15 protein-coding genes are annotated in these 17,367 nt (G+C 73.6%); 3 read left to right on the top strand and 12 right to left on the bottom strand.

Features of this window, described 5'->3' with window-relative positions:
* Window positions 1-11: 11 nt before the first annotated feature.
* The 12 genes from AC07FJ_RS14290 to AC07FJ_RS14235 form a co-directional block, all read right to left on the bottom strand.
* Complete coding sequence (locus tag AC07FJ_RS14290) at window positions 12-860, bottom strand: PIG-L deacetylase family protein (RefSeq protein WP_479048816.1); 849 nt, start codon at window positions 858-860, stop codon at window positions 12-14.
* Window positions 853-1,914 carry a glycosyltransferase family protein gene (locus tag AC07FJ_RS14285; RefSeq protein ID WP_479048813.1) on the bottom strand — a complete coding sequence of 354 codons (1,062 nt, stop codon included), beginning with the start codon at window positions 1,912-1,914 and terminating at the stop codon, window positions 853-855. The genes AC07FJ_RS14290 and AC07FJ_RS14285 overlap by 8 nt, the downstream gene beginning before the upstream one ends.
* On the bottom strand, window positions 1,907-2,158 hold the full coding sequence (locus AC07FJ_RS14280) for a DUF6137 domain-containing protein (RefSeq protein ID WP_479048811.1): 252 nt from the start codon (window positions 2,156-2,158) through the stop codon (window positions 1,907-1,909). Before AC07FJ_RS14280 ends, AC07FJ_RS14285 begins: the two co-directional genes overlap by 8 nt.
* Window positions 2,155-2,832: a histidine phosphatase family protein gene (locus tag AC07FJ_RS14275; RefSeq protein ID WP_361426291.1), complete on the bottom strand. Its 678-nt coding sequence runs from the start codon at window positions 2,830-2,832 to the stop codon at window positions 2,155-2,157. The genes AC07FJ_RS14280 and AC07FJ_RS14275 overlap by 4 nt, the downstream gene beginning before the upstream one ends.
* Complete coding sequence (locus tag AC07FJ_RS14270; RefSeq protein WP_361426288.1) at window positions 2,829-3,728, bottom strand: radical SAM family protein; 900 nt, start codon at window positions 3,726-3,728, stop codon at window positions 2,829-2,831. The genes AC07FJ_RS14275 and AC07FJ_RS14270 overlap by 4 nt, the downstream gene beginning before the upstream one ends.
* Window positions 3,729-3,788: 60 nt before the next feature.
* A complete protein-coding gene (locus tag AC07FJ_RS14265) occupies window positions 3,789-5,414 on the bottom strand; it encodes a GMC family oxidoreductase (RefSeq protein ID WP_479048809.1) in 1,626 nt (541 codons plus the stop codon).
* Window positions 5,415-5,560: 146 nt separating this feature from the next.
* The gene (locus AC07FJ_RS14260) at window positions 5,561-7,291 is read right to left on the bottom strand and encodes an ABC transporter ATP-binding protein (RefSeq protein WP_479049499.1); all 1,731 of its coding nucleotides are present in this window, start codon (window positions 7,289-7,291) and stop codon (window positions 5,561-5,563) included.
* A gap of 50 nt (window positions 7,292-7,341) precedes the next feature.
* Window positions 7,342-9,195: an ABC transporter ATP-binding protein gene (locus tag AC07FJ_RS14255; RefSeq protein WP_479048806.1), complete on the bottom strand. Its 1,854-nt coding sequence runs from the start codon at window positions 9,193-9,195 to the stop codon at window positions 7,342-7,344.
* Complete coding sequence (locus AC07FJ_RS14250; RefSeq protein WP_479048803.1) at window positions 9,192-10,457, bottom strand: glycosyltransferase family 4 protein; 1,266 nt, start codon at window positions 10,455-10,457, stop codon at window positions 9,192-9,194. The genes AC07FJ_RS14255 and AC07FJ_RS14250 overlap by 4 nt, the downstream gene beginning before the upstream one ends.
* Window positions 10,458-10,548: 91 nt before the next feature.
* Window positions 10,549-11,736, bottom strand: a complete 1,188-nt coding sequence (locus tag AC07FJ_RS14245; protein ID WP_479048799.1) for a 2-deoxy-scyllo-inosose synthase — start codon at window positions 11,734-11,736, stop codon at window positions 10,549-10,551.
* Window positions 11,737-11,825: 89 nt separating this feature from the next.
* Window positions 11,826-13,100, bottom strand: coding sequence for a DegT/DnrJ/EryC1/StrS aminotransferase family protein (locus AC07FJ_RS14240; protein ID WP_479048796.1), 1,275 nt, complete (start codon window positions 13,098-13,100; stop codon window positions 11,826-11,828).
* Between the two features lie 83 nt (window positions 13,101-13,183).
* A complete protein-coding gene (locus AC07FJ_RS14235) occupies window positions 13,184-14,206 on the bottom strand; it encodes a zinc-dependent alcohol dehydrogenase (RefSeq protein WP_479048794.1) in 1,023 nt (340 codons plus the stop codon).
* A 205-nt stretch (window positions 14,207-14,411) separates the two neighbouring features.
* On the opposite strand from AC07FJ_RS14235, the gene AC07FJ_RS14230 reads away from it, so the two are divergent.
* The 3 genes from AC07FJ_RS14230 (at window position 14,412) to AC07FJ_RS14220 (ending at window position 17,347) form a co-directional block, all read left to right on the top strand.
* A complete protein-coding gene (locus AC07FJ_RS14230) occupies window positions 14,412-14,921 on the top strand; it encodes a hypothetical protein (RefSeq protein WP_479048792.1) in 510 nt (169 codons plus the stop codon).
* A gap of 718 nt (window positions 14,922-15,639) precedes the next feature.
* Window positions 15,640-16,161 (top strand): hypothetical protein, encoded by a 522-nt coding sequence (locus AC07FJ_RS14225; RefSeq protein ID WP_479048790.1) that lies wholly within the window; start codon window positions 15,640-15,642, stop codon window positions 16,159-16,161.
* Window positions 16,151-17,347, top strand: coding sequence for an MAB_1171c family putative transporter (locus AC07FJ_RS14220; protein WP_479048788.1), 1,197 nt, complete (start codon window positions 16,151-16,153; stop codon window positions 17,345-17,347). Before AC07FJ_RS14225 ends, AC07FJ_RS14220 begins: the two co-directional genes overlap by 11 nt.
* Window positions 17,348-17,367: the final 20 nt, after the last annotated feature.

Here is a 17,367-nt window from a genome sequence, read left to right as displayed (position 1 = left end):
GGCGAGGGCCCTCACCGGGCCCTCGCCGGGGCGGCCATCCAGACCCGCTCGGTGTGCGGCGCGGCCCGGCCGCCCGCCGTGGGGCTGGGGCCCGGGCCGGTCCCGTCGGCCCGGGAGCGCGCGCCCGCGAAGCGGCGCCGCGCGTGCCGCAGGGTCTCGCGTACGCACTCGTCGTCCGTCTGGCTGCCGTACACGTACATGCCGCGCACCTTCTGCTCCACGACACCCGAGATGTCGACGTCCGCGAAGGGCACCAGACCGCGCTCGTGGCGCAGCGTCCGCTCGACGTCCGCGAGGTCGTGCTGGCCCGCGTAGGGCAGGTCCTCGTAGAACAGGACCAGCGGGCCGCCGTCCGCCACCGCGCCACGCACCGCGCCGTGCACCAGGAGGTGGTCGACGTGCCCGCCGACCGCGGCCGGGGCCAGCACGGTGTCGGCGCCCGACGTGCGCACCGCGTCGGCGACGGCCGCCTCCACCGCGCCGCGCACCCCGTCCGCCTCGGCCGGTGACGACACCTCGGTCTCGTCGTCGTAGCCGCGCAGACCGGCGTCGTCGAAGCCGAGCGGCCGGTAGTCCGCGAGGCCGCGCAGCCGGCAGTAGCGCAGCTCCTCCTCGCGGCGCCGGTCACTGATCACGCGCGTCCCGGCCCGTCGCAGCCGCTTCGGCAGCGCCCACGCGGACCGCGTGAACACCGTCAGGAGCGTCGCGTGGGCGGGGCGGCCCACCGCGGCCAGGAGTCCACCGCACGAGTACGCCACGTCGTCCGGGTGCGGCGAGACGAGCAGCGTCCGCCCCTGCCGCAGCCGCTCCGTCACGGCCCGGCCGGGCTCCTCGGGCAGGTCCCACGTGGGCTCACCCATCGTGGCCCCCCTCCCGGCCGGACTGTCCGGCCCGCTCCCCGCGGATGACCCCGGCGTACCGGGCTGCCACCTCACGCCAGCCGGTCGTCGGGCGCGGCTTCGGCCCCGGCCTCCGGCCGCCCGCGAGGACGCGGTCCAGCAGGCCGTCCAGCGTCGGGGCGCGCAGCGACGCGAACCGGGGCAGGTTGCCGCCCTCGCCGAGGGTCGCCACCGGCACGCCCAGCTGGACGGCCTCCGCCGCCGCGAAGTTGAAGGTCTCGTGGAACACCGACGGCAGCAGGAACAGCGCCGCACCGCCGAAGACGCGCTCCCAGTCGGTCCGGATGTCGTAGGCGTCCAGCACCTCGATCGGCCGGCCCGCGCCCTGATGGGCGCGCACCAGCTCGCGGGCCTCCCGGCCCCGGCGCGACCAGGTGGCGAAGATGACCCGCAGCGGCACCCCGGCTCCGGTGAGCCGGCGCAGGCAGCGCTCCGCGTCCACCGTGTCGATCTTGCCGAGCTGGAGCACCACGGGTCCCGACGGGTCGTACAGGTCCTTCGCCGGCACGTGGTCGGCGGCCCAGGGGATCACCGACCGGTGCGGGAAGCAGCGCGTCCAGGGCAGCTCCCGCAGGAACACCTCGCGCATCGGCCCGTCGGGGTGCGCGCCCCGCGCCGGGCACCCGTCCGCGACCGGCGCCCCCGGCACCGCGGGGGCCGCCGCGTGCACCGGACACGGCGGCGGATCCGACAGGTCGGCCGACAGACGGCTGACGTCGTGCCAGATCCGTACGGTCCGGGCGTGCAGCTCCGGCAGCCGCCGCCACGCCGCCCCCTCGAAGAGCTCGCTCTCCACCAAGGGGAAGACCGCGTCCACCCGGTCGTGCTCCACGCGCGCGGCCAGCGCCTCCAGGTCGGCGCCCTCCGAGGCGCGGTAGAAGTCCGCCTCGACGCCCGCCTCGCGCAGCGACCGCACCAGATGCCACAGGGCGGTCTCCACGCCGCCCCACGACGGTGAGTCGAAGCCCTCGTCGTAGATCTCGAACAGGGCCCGCCCGGCGGGCGCCTCAGTCATGGCGCACCTCCGACGGGCGGCCCGGGGCGGTCGCCGCCGCCACCCGCTCCACCAGGTCGTGCACCACGAACCGGCGCGTCGGCTGCGACCGCATCCCCAGCGTGCAGTCGAAGTAGCCCTCCAGCCGGTTGAGGATGTTGACGAACTCGCGATCGTCCACGTCCACGAACCCCTGGGCGACGATGTCCCCGGCGTCGTCGCCGGTCTCGTCACTGAGGCACTTCAGGACGAGCATGCGGGTCATGCCGTCCTGGCCAGGTGCGTCTTGCTGTTCGCCACCACCAGGGAAGCGCATCCGTCCTCCGTTCTGTCCACGATGAACACACCGGTGTTGCTGATCTTGAAGCGGGTGCGGTGCAGCAGGGCGTCGTCCAGCCCCAGCAGCTCGAAGAGCACGGCCTGCAGCGTCTCGGAGTGCGACACGAGCACCCACCGTGCGCCGTCCCCGCCGACCGGACAGCGGGCGTCCAGGAACTCCCGTACGCGCCGTCGCTGCGCCACCCAGCTCTCCACGCCCGACACCTCGGCCGCCGGGCGCCGCAGCCGGTCCTCCAGCACGGCGTCCCACTCCCGGACCGTCAGGGCCCGGGGGAAGACCTCCGGCGCCCGCAGCTCCGCCAGCCGGCCGTCCGCCACCACGGGTACGCCCAGGGCGGCGCCCAGCACCTCCGCGGTGCGGGCGGCCCGCCGCTGCGGGCTGGAGTACAGCAGCACCGGCGGCCCGGGCGCCGGACCGGGACCCGGCGGGCGGACCGCCGGGTCCCGGGGGAGGTGGTCGGCGAGGGCACGGGCCTGCCGTTCACCGAGCGGCGTGAGTCCGGCATGCGGGTCGAAGCCCGGCAGGACGTCGTCGTCGCGCAGCACGTTCAGGCTCGCCTCGGCGTGCCGGACCAGCAGGAACCGCTGGACCGCCGTCATACGATCGGCAGCGGGATCCGGCCCTGCGGGACGCGCATCCGCTCGCGCGAGTTGTTGAACTCCTGGTTGGCGATGCAGGTGCCGCACGGCCAGTCGTCGAACTCCCGGATCGGGCCGAAGCCGTGCACCAGGTGCTTCGGCACCGAGTAGCAGTCGCACTTGACCATCCGGATCTCGTCGCCGGAGACCTGGTAGTTGTAGCCGTTGGTGATCTGGTCGCAGACCGCGTCGCGCTTGCCGGTCTCGAAGATGTGGTTCCAGCGGCGGAAGTACTCCGGCGGCGCCAGGAAGTCCGCCGGGTGCAGGTCCTGGTAGCGCAGGTTCACCGTGAGCGGCTGCCCCTTGAACGCCAGCAGCGGCATGAAGTGCAGCAGGCCCTGGTACCCACGGGACTTCAGCAGGTCGATGTACTCGTTGACCTCCTCGACCGACTGGCCCCAGTACACGGTCTGGAGCTCCGCCTTCAGCTCGACGGCGGCGTCGAGGATGCGGTCGATCTGCTCCTGCTTCAGGCCGCGCTTGGAGTTCATCGCCTCGGTGTGCCCGTCGACCGAGAACACCCACAGCAGGTCGGGGCGGCCCTCCAGGGCCCTGGGGAGTTTGGTGCCGTTGCTCAGCACCTCGATGCGGTAGCCCTCGGCGGCCCGTTTCTGGAGGTGGTCGACGATCTTCGGGTAGAGGGTGATCTCGCCGTCGGACTCCACCCGGAACAGCGCCGCGTCCGGCTCGTACTCGGCGAAGATCCGGTCCAGCGAGCGGATGGTGGCGGGCTGGTCCACCTTGGTCTTCTTGATCTCGCAGTAGGTGCACCGGATGTTGCAGGCGCCGTCCACGACGATGTTGCGGTAGGCACGGACCTGCCGCACCGGCGGCGGCCACGCGATGTCGGATGCCATGGCGGTTCTCCTTGTTGGGGGTCGGGATGGTGCGGGGGATGCGGTGCGCGGCGCCGGGGCTCAGACGTGCACGGCGTGGCGCGACACGAGGTCGCCGGCCACCGCCTTGGCGCTGCGCAGCGCGTGGGCCTGGATGGTGAGGGTGGGGTTGAGGCCACCGGGGTACGGCATGAAGCTGCCGTCGGCGACGTACACGTTGGGCGCCGAGTGGACGCGGCCCCAGCCGTCCACCACCGACGTGGCCGGGTCGTCGCCGGCCCGGCAGGTGCCGTGCAGGTGGCAGCTGCCCTGCGCGAAGCCGCTCTCCTCGTGCTGGATGCCGGTCGCGCCCGCCTGCCGCAGCAGCCGCTCGCACACGTCGGTCATGTACGCGAGACGGCGCAGGTCGCGCGGGTCGGCGGTGTAGTCGATGACGACGGCCGGCACGCCGTCCTCGTCGACGTGGGGGGACAGCCGCACCCGGTTGTCCAGGTTCGGGTGGTCGGCGAGGATCGTCTCGATGCGCAGCTCCAGCGCGTCGTGCCGGATGCGCTCGGGCATGTCGTTCTTCGACTCGTAGATCATCCCGCCGACGCCCGTGGGGCAGTCCGCGTCCAGGTAGTGGTCGAGGAACGCGATCGTGGAGAACGGGCCGGAGTGGGCGCGCCAGTCGGCGAGCGTCCCCGCGTCCGGGGCCTCGACCACACCGCTCACGTACTCGCTCAGCTTCATCGTCAGCCCGCGGCCCACCAGACCGGAGTGGTTGCCCACGCCTTCCGGGGCGTGCCCGCCGCGGGACCGCAGCAGCAGCGCGGCGCTCTGGATCGCGTTGCACGCGACGACGAACGACCGGGCGCGGATCCGGTGCGTGGTGCGGCTCAGCCGGTCCAGGCAGGTCACCGACGTGACCGCGTCCGGGCGGTCCTGGTCCAGGCGCAGCGCCCGCATCCCGGTGCGCAAGCTGAAGTTCGGGTGGGCGGCGAGCGGCGTGAGGAACACCGCGACGGCGTCCCCCTTGGCGCCCGTGGAGCACTGGTGGCTCACGCACAGCGAGTCCCGGGCGCACGCCGAACGTCCGCCGTGGGCGTGCCGGTTGATGGCCAGCGGGGTAGGGAAGGGCTCGTAGCCGAGCGCGGTGCCCGCCTCGTACAGCACCTCGGCCGCGGCCGTCGGCGGATGCGCGGGGCCACGGCTGCCCTCCCCCTCCTGGCCGCCGCACACCCCGAGCCGCCGCTCCAGCACGTCGTAGTACGGGGCGAGTTCGGCGAGTCCGTACGGCCAGCGCACATCGAGGTCACCGGCGTCGATCAGCTCGCTCGGGTCGAAGTCGAACGGCTGGTAGCGCCAGGAGGCGCCGCCGTAGAAGACGGTGCCGCCGCCCAGGTTGGACGTCGTCCACGGCCAGCCCTCGTCGGTCCAGCCGCCGTCGCCGTCACGGGCCAGCGCCGTGCGGCACATGTCGTCCAGCTCGGGGTTGCCGAGGTTGGGGGAGAGCCGGAAGCCCTCCTCGATCATCAGGACGTCCAGTCCCTGCCGGACGAGCCGGTCGGCGGCCACCGACCCGCTGGCGCCGCTGCCGATCACGACGACGTCCCAGATCCGGTCGTCGTCCCGGGAGTCCCACCCGTCGCGGTGCGCGGGTCCCAGCGGCTCGGGGTGCCATGCGTGCCGGGCGTCCGAGGGCAGGGTGCCCCGAAGGCGCTTCATCGTGTGCCTTTCGTCGAAGGGGAAGTGACTGTGTGTGGGGGGGAGGGGGAGGGCCGAGGGGGGTGTGAAGGGCGGTGCGCGCGCGACAGGGGGGATCGGCGCGCGCACCGCCCGGGCCGCTCACGACCGGGGGTACGTGTCCGGCGTCACGCCGTCGTGGCGGCCAGCCATCCCCGCTGCATGTCGGCGAACCGTCCGCCCGCCTCCAGCAGCCGCGCCGGGGGCCCGTCCTCCACCACCGCCCCGTCCTCGATGACCAGGACGCGGTCGGCGACGGCGACCGTGGACAGCCGGTGCGCGATGATCACCGCGGTGCGGCCTGCGAGGACCCGGGTCAACGCCTCGTGCACGGCCCGCTCCGACGCGGTGTCCATGCTGGACGTCGCCTCGTCGAGGATCAGCACGCGGGGCGAGGCCAGCATCACCCGCGCCATGGCGATCAGCTGCCGCTGGCCGGCCGACAGGCCCGTGCCCCGCTTGTGCACGTCGGTGTCGTAGCCGTCGGGCAGCGCGCCGATGAAGCCGTGCGCGCCCACCGCCTCCGCCGCGGCGCGGATCTCGGCCCGCGACGCGTCCGGCCGGCCCAGCGCGATGTTCTCGGCCACCGACCCCGAGAACAGGAACGCCTCCTGGGTGATCATCGAGACGGCGCCGCGCAGTTCGGCGTCGGCCAGCTCCCGCAGGTCGATCCCGTCCAGCGTGACCCGCCCGGCGGTGGGGTCGTAGAGCCGGGCCACCAGCTTGGCGATGGTGGACTTCCCGGCGCCGGTCGTGCCCACCAGGGCGACCGTACGGCCCGGTTCGAGCGCCAGGTCGACGCCCGACAGGACGGGCCTGCCCTCCCGGCCGTAACGGAAGTGGACGCCCTCGAACCGCACGGCGCCCCGCCCGCCCGGCGGGGCGGAGGGCAGTGCCGCCGGCCGCTCCGGCTCGGCCACCGCCGGATGGCGCACGAAGAGCGCGCCGATCTTCTCCAGGCCGGCCGAGGCCGCCGAGAACGCGTTGGCGAAGCTCGCGAGCTCGTCGATCGGGTCGTACAGCCGGTGCACGTACAGCAGGAACGCCGTGAGCGTGCCGAGGGCGAGGTGGCCCTGGTCGATGCGGAACACCCCCAGGGTCAGCAGCCCCACCAGCGACAGGTTGCCGATGAGCTTCACGCCGCCGCTGAACACGGCGCTCACCCAGCCGGCCTCCGCCCGCGCCACCGCGTATCCGGCGTCCAGCCCGCGCAGCCGCTCCGCGTTGGCCTCCTCGCGGCGGAACGCCTGCACGGCCCTGATGCCGTTGTACGCCTCCACCGTGTGCTGCACGACGCCCTCGACGGCCGTCCGGGTGCGGCGGTAGGCGCGCCGCGACCGGTGCCGGAACCAGCGCGTCAGCGCGTACAGCGGGACGAACAGCGCGATCACCACCGCGGCCATCGGCTGGTCCAGCCACAGCATCACGGTGAGGATGCCGACCATCGAGAACAGCGCGGAGAACAGCCCGTCCAGGCCCATCTCCAGCATCTCCTCGACCGACTCCACGTCACTGGACAGCCGGGCGACGACCCGGCCCGACGGGTACGACTCGTGGAACGCCAGCGGCTGGCCCATCACATGGGTGAAGGCCCGGTGCCGCAGCTCGAACAGCAGGTCCTGGGCGATCCGCCCGGAGTAGCGCAGGAAGCAGTACTTGAGCGTCGCCGTGGTCAGCCCGGCGGCGAGCGCGGCGGCCGTGAAGCCGATCAGCGGCGTCCACCGTCCGTCCGCCGCCGCGGGCACGCCGCGGTCGATGGCCGCGGCGATCAGCAGCGGCGGGACCAGCCCGCACACGTTCTCCACCAGGGCCAGCGCCGTGGCCGCCGCCAGCCGCCGCCGCTTCGGCCACAGCAGCATCCGCAGCAGGGCGTTCCGCTGGGCCCGGGACCGCGCCTCCTCGGAGCCGCTCACCTCGTCCGCCCCCTTCCCGCCATGCCGTTCTCCACCTCGCCCTTCTCCACCTGACCCTTCTCCGCCGGGTCCGGCGCCACGTCCAGCGCCGGGTGCCACGCGGGTCCGCCCACCGTGGGCAGCGACGGCTGGACCAGCAGCCGGTACTCCGGCTCCCGGGCCATCAGCTCCTCGTGGGTGCCCGTCGCGGCGACCCGCCCGTCCGAGAGGAACACCACCTGGTCGGCCAGGCGCAGCGTGCCCGGCCGGTGCGCCGCCACGACCGTGGTGACCCCGCCGAGCACCCGGCGCAGGGCGGCCTCCACCTCCCGCTCGGTCCGTACGTCCAGGGCCGACAGCGCGTCGTCGAGCACCAGCACCGACGGCCCGGGCAGGATCGCCCGCGCGAGCGCCAGCCGCTGCCGCTGGCCGCCGGACAGGCCGAGGCCCTCCTCGCCGATCACCGTGGACAGCTTCTCGGGCAGCGCCGAGACGAATCCGTCCGCGCGCACGGTGCGCAGCGCGTCCAACACCGCCGCGTCCGCCTGTTCCCCCTGCCCGGCGTCCGTACCGAGCGTGACGTTGGCCCGCACCGTGCCGGAGAACAGCACCGGGTCGTCGAACGCGCTGCACACCGCCGACCGCAGGTCGGCCAGGGCCAGTTCGCGCAGGTCCACGCCGTCCAGCGTGATCCGCCCCGACGTCGGGTCGTCCAGCCGGGACAGCAGCGACAGCAGCGTGCTCTTGCCGGAGCCCGTCGCCCCGACCACGGCCACCACGGTGCCCGCCCGGATCGTCAGGTCGACACCGCGCAGCGCCGCCGCGCGGCCACCCGGGTGCGCGTAGTGCACGTCCTCCAGGCGGATCTCGCCGCGCACCGGTGAGGGCAGGGGGCGCGGCCGCTCCGGGTCGGTCACCGTCACCGGCTCGTCCCGCACCTGCCAGTACCGGTCGGCCGCGGCGGCCGCCGTCGACGCGTCGGCCGTCAGCCAGCCCAGCGTGTCCGCCGGCCAGCGCAGATAGGTGGCCACCGTCACCGCCGCCATCAGCGTGCCGAGGGACAGCGCGCCGGTGGCGACGCTGTGGCCGCCGTAGCCGATCATCGCCACGATCGCCAGGTCCGGCAGCGCCGTGATGATCCACCACAGTGCCGCCGTGTACGAGAGCTTCCGCAGCTCCAGACCGCGCAGCCGGCGGGCCTGCCCGGTGAACCGGCGCACCGTCTCCGGCCCGCGCCCGAACACCTTCAGCACCCGCACGCCGAGCACCGACTCCTCCACGGTGGTGGACAGGTCGCCGTTCACCTCCTGCGCGGCCCGGGCCACCACCCGGAACCGCTGCTCGAACACCGTCGTGGCCACCACCATCGGCGCGTACGCCAGGAACACGATCAGTGCGAGCACCGGCGCCAGCCAGGCCAGGACGACCAGCCCGACGACGAGTGCCGCGACGTTCACCGCCAGGTACACGGCCGAGAACGAGATGAACCGGCCGATCTCCGTCACGTCCGACACGGTCCTCGACAGCAGCTGACCGGACTGCCAGCGGGCGTGGAACGACAGCGGAAGCCGCTGGATGTGCGCCGCCACGTCCGCCCGCATCGCCGTCTCCAGCCGGGTCGCCGGGCGCACCACGAGCAGCCGCCGGGCGCCCAGCAGGACCGCCTCGACGACGCCGAGCAGGGCGAACCCGCCGATGAACCACGGCAGGGCGGCGAAGTCCCGCGCCGCGACCGGACCGTCCACCAGCTGCTGGAGCACCAGCGGCATGGCCAGCCCCGCGAGCATCGACCCGAGGGCCGCGCCGCACGCCCCCGCCATCAGCCAGCGGTGCGGCCGCAGGTAGGGGGCGCAGCGTCGCAGCGACGTCATGGCCTCCACCCGGCACCTCCCGCGGACGTCCGGCCGAGGGCCCGCCGGTAGTGCTCCAACGCCAGCTCGACGGTGTCCTCGCCGTACCGGGAGAGCAGGTCCGGGACCGCCTTGGCCACCGACGTGCGGTGCCGGTCCGCGTCCGTGACCGCGTCGCCGGCGGCGCGGGCCAGCGCCGCCACGTCGCCGCGCGCGACGAGCAGTGCGGGCGTGACCGAGCCGACCGTGTCCCGCAGGCCGCCGACGGCGTAGCCCGCCACCGGCGTTCCGCACACCATGGCCTCCAGGGCGCTGCCGCCCAGCTCCTCGTGCGCGGACGGCATGACGAGGACGTCGAGCGCCGTCATCACGGACGGCACGACGTCGTGCGGCAGGAACCCGGTGAACACGAACCGGTCCGTGAGCCCCGCCGCCTCGACGGCCTCCCGCATCCGCTCCCGCTGCGGCCCGTCGCCCACCACGAGGAACACCGCTTCGGGCGCGCCCGAGTCGGCGTCCCACCGCTCCGCCATGGAGACGAAGTCCCGCCACCCCTTCTCGTGCGCCACCCGGCCGACGAAGCCGACCACCGGCCGCCCGGCGGGCACGCCGAGCGACCGCACGTACTCCTCGGCCCTCGGCCGCGTCACCGGCCGTACGTCGCCGACCGAGTCGGGCAGCACGTCGACCAGGTCGCGGTCGAGCGGCAGCGCCCGCGCCACCGTGTCCGCGGTGCGCTCCGTGAGCGTCGACACCCGGCGGGCGTGCCGCAGCGCGTACCGCTCGGCGGCGTTGACCAGCCGGTGCTGGAGCCGGTCGACGCGGGACATCGGCTCGTACACGGCCAGCCGCGAGCAGTGCAGCGTGACGCTGTACGGCGCGCCGAGGATGCGCGACACGAGCGGCCCGGCGAGCAGCGCCCACAGCTGGCCGTCCGCGTGGACGTGCACCAGGTCGGGCTTCCAGCTGCGGCGCAGCCGTACGCAGGACGCCAGGACGGCGGCGAGCCACGCCTGGTTCAGCCCGACGAGTCCGGTCAGTTCCGAGCGCAGCCGGGGCAGCGGCGCCCGGGTCACCCGGACCCTGAGCCCGGGCCGGTCGACCCGCTCCCGGGGCAGGCCCGGAAAGCCGACGGTCATGACGAGCTGCTCCACGCCGCGGTCGGCCAGTTCCCGCGAGAGGCGGAGGATCTGCACCTGCATGCCCCCGACGGCGTCGAACTCCGCGGGCCAGGCGGTGACGCAGTCGTGGTGGAAGAAGGGGGTGAGCCGCAGCACACGCACGAAGAACTCCACGGAAGAGGACGGCGGTTGGCGAAGGAGGGGTGGCCGTACCGGTACGGGACGGTGCGGGCCGCCCCGGCCGAGGCCGGGGTTACGGCAGGTGGCCGGCCGCCGGAGGGCCCGCGTACGCCGCCGCCGGCTCGGCGGTCCCGCCGCGGGCCGGGCCGCGGGCGGCCGACTCGTCGACGACCTCCTCCAGCAGCGCGAGGGGTACGGGCACGAGCGGCATGACGCCCGTGTGGAGCACCCGGCCCGGCGCGGACAGCAGCACCATCGGGGTGTGCCCGGGCGCGTTGTCGAGGTAGCCGCGCTTGTTGTCGTACGCCAGCCAGTTCTTGACCAGCGCGGTGTCGACGTGGTCCGGCACCGCAGGCTCCACCCCGGCGGCGGCGACGAGTTCGCGGTGCAGGGCGACGAGGTCCGCGTCGGCGTGGCCGAGGCGGCGGGAGACCTCGGCCGCGATGGTCATGCCGATGGCGACACCCGCGCCGTGGGCGACCTCGCCGCGGGAGGCGTGCTCGATGGCGTGCCCGGCGGTGTGGCCGTACTCCAGGACGAGGCCGGCACGCCGCTCGTGCTTGTCGTCGCGGGTGACGTCGGCCTTGGCGGCCAGGCTCTCGGAGATGATCCAGCGCAGGGTGTCGTCGTCGTAACGGGTGTCTGGCCGCAGCGCGCCGGCGAGCCGGTCGAGCATGGACGGCCGGATGGCCAGGGCGTTCTTCACCACCTCGCCCATCCCGGACCGGATCTCGCGGGGCGGCAGCGTGCGCAGCATCGCGGTGTCGGCCAGCACCTCGACGGGCTGGTAGAAGGTGCCGATCAGGTTCTTGCCGAAGGAGGCGTTGACGGCCTGCTTCAGGGAGAGCACCGAGTCGAGCATGGCAACCACGGTGGTGGGTACGTGGACGAGGCGGATGCCGCGGAACAGCAGCGACGCCAGCAGGCCGGCGATGTTGCCGGTGACGCCACCGCCGAGGGCGACGACGACGGCGCGGCGGTCCGCACCGCGCCCGAGGGCCTGTTCGGCGAGGGCGGCGACGGTGGCGAGGCCCTTGTGGACCTCTCCCACCTCGTGGGTGAGGAGATGGGCCGGGCCGGCCTCCTTGTCGATGCGGGCGGTGAGGTCGAGCCCGTAGAGCTCGGCCACGGTGGTGTCCGCCACCACCAGGTAACTGCTGGCGCCGAGTGCGGCGAGGCGTGCGACGACGTCTTCGGCGCAGTCGGTGCCCAGTCGGTAGGTGAATGACGCGTCTTCCATCGCGATGGGGGTGATCTGCATGATCCTTCCCGATCCTCCGGCGGTTCGCGGGGCTGGGGCTGGGGCTGGGGCTGGGGCTGTTGGTGCTGGTGCGCGGTGCGGTGCCGCGGTCAAGGCGCCAGTTCGGCGCCGTGCCGGAGGACCTTCGCGAAGGCCGCGGCGATGTCGCCCATGTCGTCGGCGTCACCGAGCAGGGCGGCGTGGTGCAGGGTCACGGTCCGTCGTGCGACGTCCTCGCACACCGGCAGCGCGAACCGCTTGGGGTCGATGCGCTCCTCGTGGTCCAGGCCCAGCGTGTACCGCTTGCGGGTCTGCGGGGCGTACAGCTTGTTGACCGGGATCGGGGCGTAGCAGGGCAGCACGGGGAAGCCGAGTTCGGCGGTGAGCGCGCCGGTCACGCTGGTGAGGGGAACGTCCTCCAGCACGCCCTCGGGCAGCCGGGCGGCGTACGTGTAGTACGTGCGGGAGGTGGTGCCCTCGGAGGTCTCCTGGGGACGCAGGCCGAGGTCGCCGAGGAGGGCGTCGAGCCGCGCGGCGTTGGCGCGGCGCGTCTCGTTCTGCTCGTCGAGGAGGGTGAGCTGCTCGGTGAGGATCGCGGCCTGGAACTCGGACAGGCAGCGGTTGTTGCCCATCAGCTCGCCGGTCTCGACGAGCTCCATGGCGCCCGGGGCGGGTGCGGTGGCGGACAGGACGCGGCCGTCGGCCCGCAGGTGTTCGACGCGGCGGGCGAAGTCCGCGTCACGGGTGATGACCGCGCCGCCCTCACCGCTGGTGAGCACCTTGCTGTGCTGCATGCTGAACGTGCCGGCGGTGGCGAGCGCGCCGACCTTGACCCCCCGGTAGGTGGCGCCGTGCGCCTGGGCGCAGTCCTCGATGAGGGGCAGCCCGTGGCGTTCGGCGACGCGGGAGAGCGCGTCCATGTCGGCGACGGCCGAGTAGAGGTGGACCACCACGATGGCCCGGGTCCGCTCGGTGATCAGCGCCTCGACGGCCTCGGGGGACATGCACAGCGTGTCGGGGTCGACGTCGCAGAAGACGGGGACGGCGTTGACGCCGAGGACGGTGGAGCCCGAGGCGACCCAGGACAGGCCCGGGACGATCACCTCGTCACCGGCGCCGACCCCGCTGGCCTCCAGGGCCAGCATCAGGCTGGCGGTGCCGCTCGCGGCGGGCACGCAGTGCGGTACGCCGTGGTACTCGGCGAACGCCCGGGCGAAGCGCCGTTCGTAGGAGGCCGTGCCGCGATAGGGGCCGCTGATCGACCACCGGCCCGATCCGAGGACGTCCGCCACCGCGTCGGGGACTCCGGGGGCGGGCTGCGGCCAGGCGGGCCAGGGACGGGTGCGTAACGCGTCGCCGCCCTTCACTGCCAACCGGGAAACCATGGGACCTTCCTTCCTGAGGGCATGCCGTGGATGTGCGGACGGGGAACGGGAGGGTGAAGCCGTGCCGGGGGCGCGGCGTCGTTTCAGGCCTGGAGGTTGAAGTACGAGCGGGTGTTGCCGTCGGCGCGGCGCAGCGCCACGTCGAGGGCCTTGGCGTAGTCGTCGAGCGCGAACTCGTGGCTGAGGAGGGCGTCGACGTCGACGGCGCCGGACGCCAGGACGTCGATGGCCTCTTCGAAGCGGGTCCCCGGGCCCATGGACGCCCGGACCGTGAGCACCTTGAGCACGATGTGGTGCGGGGCCATCACGGCGGCCTCCTCGATGCGGTAGCCGACCAGCCCGACGCGTCCGCCCGGGCGGACGGCCTCGACGGCCTCCTGCACCGCCGTCGGGTAACCGGACGCATCGAGGACGACGTCGGGCACCGCATCCGGGTTGGTCCGGGTCAGCTCGACCAGCGCGCCCGGTTCGCCGGACACCGCGGCGGGCACGCCCATGGCGAGGGCGGCGGCGCGGCGCTCGGCCACCGGCTCGGCCACCGCGGTGACGGTGCCCCCGCGCAGCCTCACCGCCTGCGCCAGCAGCAGCCCGATGCCGCCGGCGCCCATGACGGCCACCTTCTCGCCCTCGGTCACGCCGAGCCGGTCCACCGCGTTGAGCGCGACCGCCAGCGGTTCGACCTGGCACGCGGCGCGCAGCGGCAGGCTGTCGGGCAGCGGCCTGAGGTTGGCCACCGGGATGGTCATGTACTCGGCGCAGGCGCCGTCCCGGGTGAACCCGAGTTCCCCGAGGTCCTCGCAGAGCGTCGGCGTGCCGGCCTCGCAGTGCGCGCAGGTGCCGCACGAGCAGGTCAGGTCGCCGACCACGTTGCGGCCGATCAGGTCGGCCCCGCGCGGGCCGTTGACGTCGACGACCGTGCCGCTCCACTCGTGGCCCGGGACGACCGGGTAGGTGAAGCCGTGCCAGACGCCCTTGTAGAAGGAGAGGTCGCTGCCGCAGACGGAGTTGTAGGCGATGCGGACGAGGGCCTCGCCGGGGGCCGGATCGGGTATGTCGCGGTGGGTGAGGAGGGCCCGCTCGGGGGCCTCGAACACCAGAGCCTTCATCGTGCCGAACCTCCGGGGTCAGGAGCGCCCGGCGGTCTCCGGGCGGGGTGCTGTTCGCTAAAGCGGATGAAGCTGCGCTTGATCGTACGCTGGCAGGACTTCAACTTGTCAACAGTGGTTGATGGTTGTTTGATGAGCAGGCAAAAGTTGTCCGCTAAAGCGGGCGGGCGTCCGGGCGCGGCCGGAACGGAAGGGAGAGGTGCGCATGGTGGGCAGCAGGTCGGCCCCTGAGCCGTCGGAGCGGCCGCTGCTGCGGAAGTTCGACCAGCGGCTCAACGAGTTGATCGCCGCCCTCTATCCGGACGAGCGCAAACGACCGGGCTACGCCCGGCTGGCCAAGGAGATCCGCGAGACCACGGGCGGTGCCATCTCCGGCACCTATCTCTGGGAGCTGGCCACGGGCAAGAAGCGCAACGTCACGCTGGAGCAACTGGACGTGCTGGCCGAGTTCTTCGGGGTGCCGCCCGAGTACTTCCTCAACGAGGAGACGGCCGAACGCGTCAACTCACAGCTCAAGCTGGCCACCGCGCTGCGCGACTCCCGCGTGCGCAACCTCGCCCTGCGGGCCGAGGGGCTGTCCGCGGAGAGCCTGGACGCCCTGCTCATCATGGTGAAAGAGGCCCGCAGGGTGCAGAACCTCGCATCGGTCGACGACCACGACCACACGACCCCGCCGGACGGCGGCCCGACCGGAACGTCCGGGAGCACGCCGTAGTCGGGGGACTACGGCACGACGGGGTCAGTAATAGCGGGGGCTACTGAATATGGCCGCTGGCGTCGACGGGGGCGCCATGCATGGGGAGGCTGTCATTTTTTCATCCATCGTTCATCGACCAGCAGACGCCACCGGAGGGCGAAGAAGCGTTTCCCCCTTTTCCGGGACTTCCTTGACGGACGTCTCGAAGGGCTCCTCCAGTTCGTCGGAAGGCTCCCTCACGGGATCCTGCGCGGGACGCCGACCACGTTTCCGCGCGGGACTGCCCGCCGGCATGCGCTAGAGACCCCTTCGCGGATTTCTTCCCACATTTCTTCGCAGATCCCTTCGTAGCGGAGTGGTGACCCGTCACCGGCCCCACAGCCGGTTCCGGCCACGGCCACCGCCTGCCGCCCGTCCGTATACCGCCGCGACCACCACCACGGGACCCCGGGCCGCCCGGCGCGGGTCGCCCGCCAGGTGGGCCGGCCATGCCGTCATCCCGCCGTACGCCGTGCGGGCTCCGGCGCCACGGCGTCGCACGGTCGTGCCGTCATGCCCGCGCAGGGTCATGCCGTCATGCCCGCGCACGGGCCTGCCGCGTGCCGCCACGGCGTCACGCGGCGATGCCGGCACGCCGTCACGGCGGAGGGATACGGCACGGGCGCGCGACCGGCGCACTGACCGTTCACGCCACGCCGCCAACGCCGTCCGAGGAAGGCCGAACGGTACACACCGCATGTCGTACAGGATCGCCAGGCTGCGCCGACGCTGTCGACCGCTGCTGGGCCAGCTCGCCCTGCCCCAACCCTTCTCCATCGAGTCGCTCTGCGCCCACCTCTCCGACCGCCGCGGGCGCCCCCTCCACCTGCACGCCCTGCCCCTCCAGGCCGCCGCGGCCGGCGCGTGCGGGCTCTGGGTCGCCACCGACACCGACGACCACATCTTCTACGAGCAGCGCACCCCCCGCTCCCACCAGGAGCACATCGTGCTGCACGAGATCGGGCACATGCTGTTCGACCACCACGCCGTCGCGGACGTCTCCGCCGGCGCACCCGGTGGCCTCTTCGACGACCTCAGCCCGCGTCTCGTCCGCCGCATCCTCGCCCGCACCAACTACTCCACCCGCCAGGAGCAGGAGGCCGAGATGCTGGCCACCCTGATCCGCACCGGTGAGACCACGCCCGACCGGCACCCGCTGTCCGACCCCTACGGCAAACTGCACGCGGCCCTCGGAGTGAGCACCGACCATGAACTCTGACGTACCGGGAGACTGGGGCCCCACCCTCGACACCCTCAGCGTCTGCCTGCTGTGGGCCGCCGTGCTGTTACGGGCCCGCCCCGCCGTACGCCACCCGCACCAGCGGGGACTGTGGCTCGCCGTGGCCTTCGCCGCCGTCGCGATGACCCTGCACCTGCAGCCGGTGGGCGCGTACGTCGCCACGCTCACCGAGTCCCCGCGGGCCGTCTCCCTCGCCAAGAACCAGGCGGGCGTCGTGTCCGCCGGCGCCGTGCTGCACTTCACCGCGTACGCCACCGGGGGACGGCCCCGCACCGGTACCGTCATCGCCACCACGGCCGCCGTGATGGCCGCGCTCCTGGTGCTCGCCGGCCTCGGGGCCGCCCACGTGCCGGGCCACGGGCCGGCCTTCACGCTCGCCCGCGCCCCCTGCGCCGCCTACTGGCTCCTCCTCATCACCGTGCACGTCGTGGCCTGCGCGCTGTGCGTCAGGGTCTGCTGGACGTACGGCCGCTGCGGCCCCAACCGGTCTGTCAACCTGGGCCTGACGCTCTTCGGCTGGGGCACCGCGCTCGCCGGGATCTACTGGCTCGCCCACTACTACCTGCTGACCGGCGGGTACCGCCCGGGCACCCTGCTCCACGTCGTCCTCAGCCTGCACGCCGTGCTGCGCGCCGCCGCGCTCCTCGTACCGACCGTCCTCCAGCTGCGCCACGCCGTCGGCCACGCCCGCACCGTCTGGCGCATCTGGCCGCTCTGGCGCGACCTGGTGGACGCCGTCCCGCACGTCGCGCTGTCCGCCACCCGGTCCCGCCTCCTGGCCCTCCTCCAGTCGCAGCTCTCCTGGCGGCAGGTCGCCTACCGGAAGGTCATCGAGATCCGCGACGCCATCCTCATCCTCAGCCACTACACGGATCCGGCCGTTTCCCGCGGTGCCCGCGCCCACGCGGCACACTGCGGCGTCCCGGCCGACCGCGCCGACGCCCATGTGACCGCCTGCGTCCTCCGCCGGGCCCGCGCCGCCAAACTCGCCGGTGCCGCACCGGACCCCACCGCCGAGGTCTTCACCGCCAGCCAGGAAGCCGGCGACCTCGCCGCCGAGACCGCCTTCCTGCTCCTGCTCACGGAGGAGTACCTCTCGCCCTGCGTACGGGACTTCGACGCCGCCGCGGCCACCGCGCGCGACCCCGCCGCAGGCGGGCGGTGAGCCTCTTCCGCGTATGTCCG

This window comes from Streptomyces sp. NPDC045998, from assembly GCF_056430285.1.
This window is presented reverse-complemented; position numbering and strand designations above follow the sequence as displayed.

What these genes read in the sequence shown, in the direction of transcription:
- AC07FJ_RS14290 (WP_479048816.1), bottom strand. Translation starts at nt 860, where the DNA reads ATGGGTGAGCCCACGTGGGACCTGCCCGAGGAGCCCGGCCGGGCCGTG.
- AC07FJ_RS14285 (WP_479048813.1), bottom strand. Translation starts at nt 1,914, where the DNA reads ATGACTGAGGCGCCCGCCGGGCGGGCCCTGTTCGAGATCTACGACGAG.
- AC07FJ_RS14280 (WP_479048811.1), bottom strand. Translation starts at nt 2,158, where the DNA reads ATGACCCGCATGCTCGTCCTGAAGTGCCTCAGTGACGAGACCGGCGAC.
- AC07FJ_RS14275 (WP_361426291.1), bottom strand. Translation starts at nt 2,832, where the DNA reads ATGACGGCGGTCCAGCGGTTCCTGCTGGTCCGGCACGCCGAGGCGAGC.
- AC07FJ_RS14270 (WP_361426288.1), bottom strand. Translation starts at nt 3,728, where the DNA reads ATGGCATCCGACATCGCGTGGCCGCCGCCGGTGCGGCAGGTCCGTGCC.
- AC07FJ_RS14265 (WP_479048809.1), bottom strand. Translation starts at nt 5,414, where the DNA reads ATGAAGCGCCTTCGGGGCACCCTGCCCTCGGACGCCCGGCACGCATGG.
- AC07FJ_RS14260 (WP_479049499.1), bottom strand. Translation starts at nt 7,291, where the DNA reads ATGCTGCTGTGGCCGAAGCGGCGGCGGCTGGCGGCGGCCACGGCGCTG.
- AC07FJ_RS14255 (WP_479048806.1), bottom strand. Translation starts at nt 9,195, where the DNA reads ATGACGTCGCTGCGACGCTGCGCCCCCTACCTGCGGCCGCACCGCTGG.
- AC07FJ_RS14245 (WP_479048799.1), bottom strand. Translation starts at nt 11,736, where the DNA reads ATGCAGATCACCCCCATCGCGATGGAAGACGCGTCATTCACCTACCGA.
- AC07FJ_RS14240 (WP_479048796.1), bottom strand. Translation starts at nt 13,100, where the DNA reads ATGGTTTCCCGGTTGGCAGTGAAGGGCGGCGACGCGTTACGCACCCGT.
- AC07FJ_RS14235 (WP_479048794.1), bottom strand. Translation starts at nt 14,206, where the DNA reads ATGAAGGCTCTGGTGTTCGAGGCCCCCGAGCGGGCCCTCCTCACCCAC.
- AC07FJ_RS14230 (WP_479048792.1), top strand. Translation starts at nt 14,412, where the DNA reads ATGGTGGGCAGCAGGTCGGCCCCTGAGCCGTCGGAGCGGCCGCTGCTG.
- AC07FJ_RS14225 (WP_479048790.1), top strand. Translation starts at nt 15,640, where the DNA reads ATGTCGTACAGGATCGCCAGGCTGCGCCGACGCTGTCGACCGCTGCTG.
- AC07FJ_RS14220 (WP_479048788.1), top strand. Translation starts at nt 16,151, where the DNA reads ATGAACTCTGACGTACCGGGAGACTGGGGCCCCACCCTCGACACCCTC.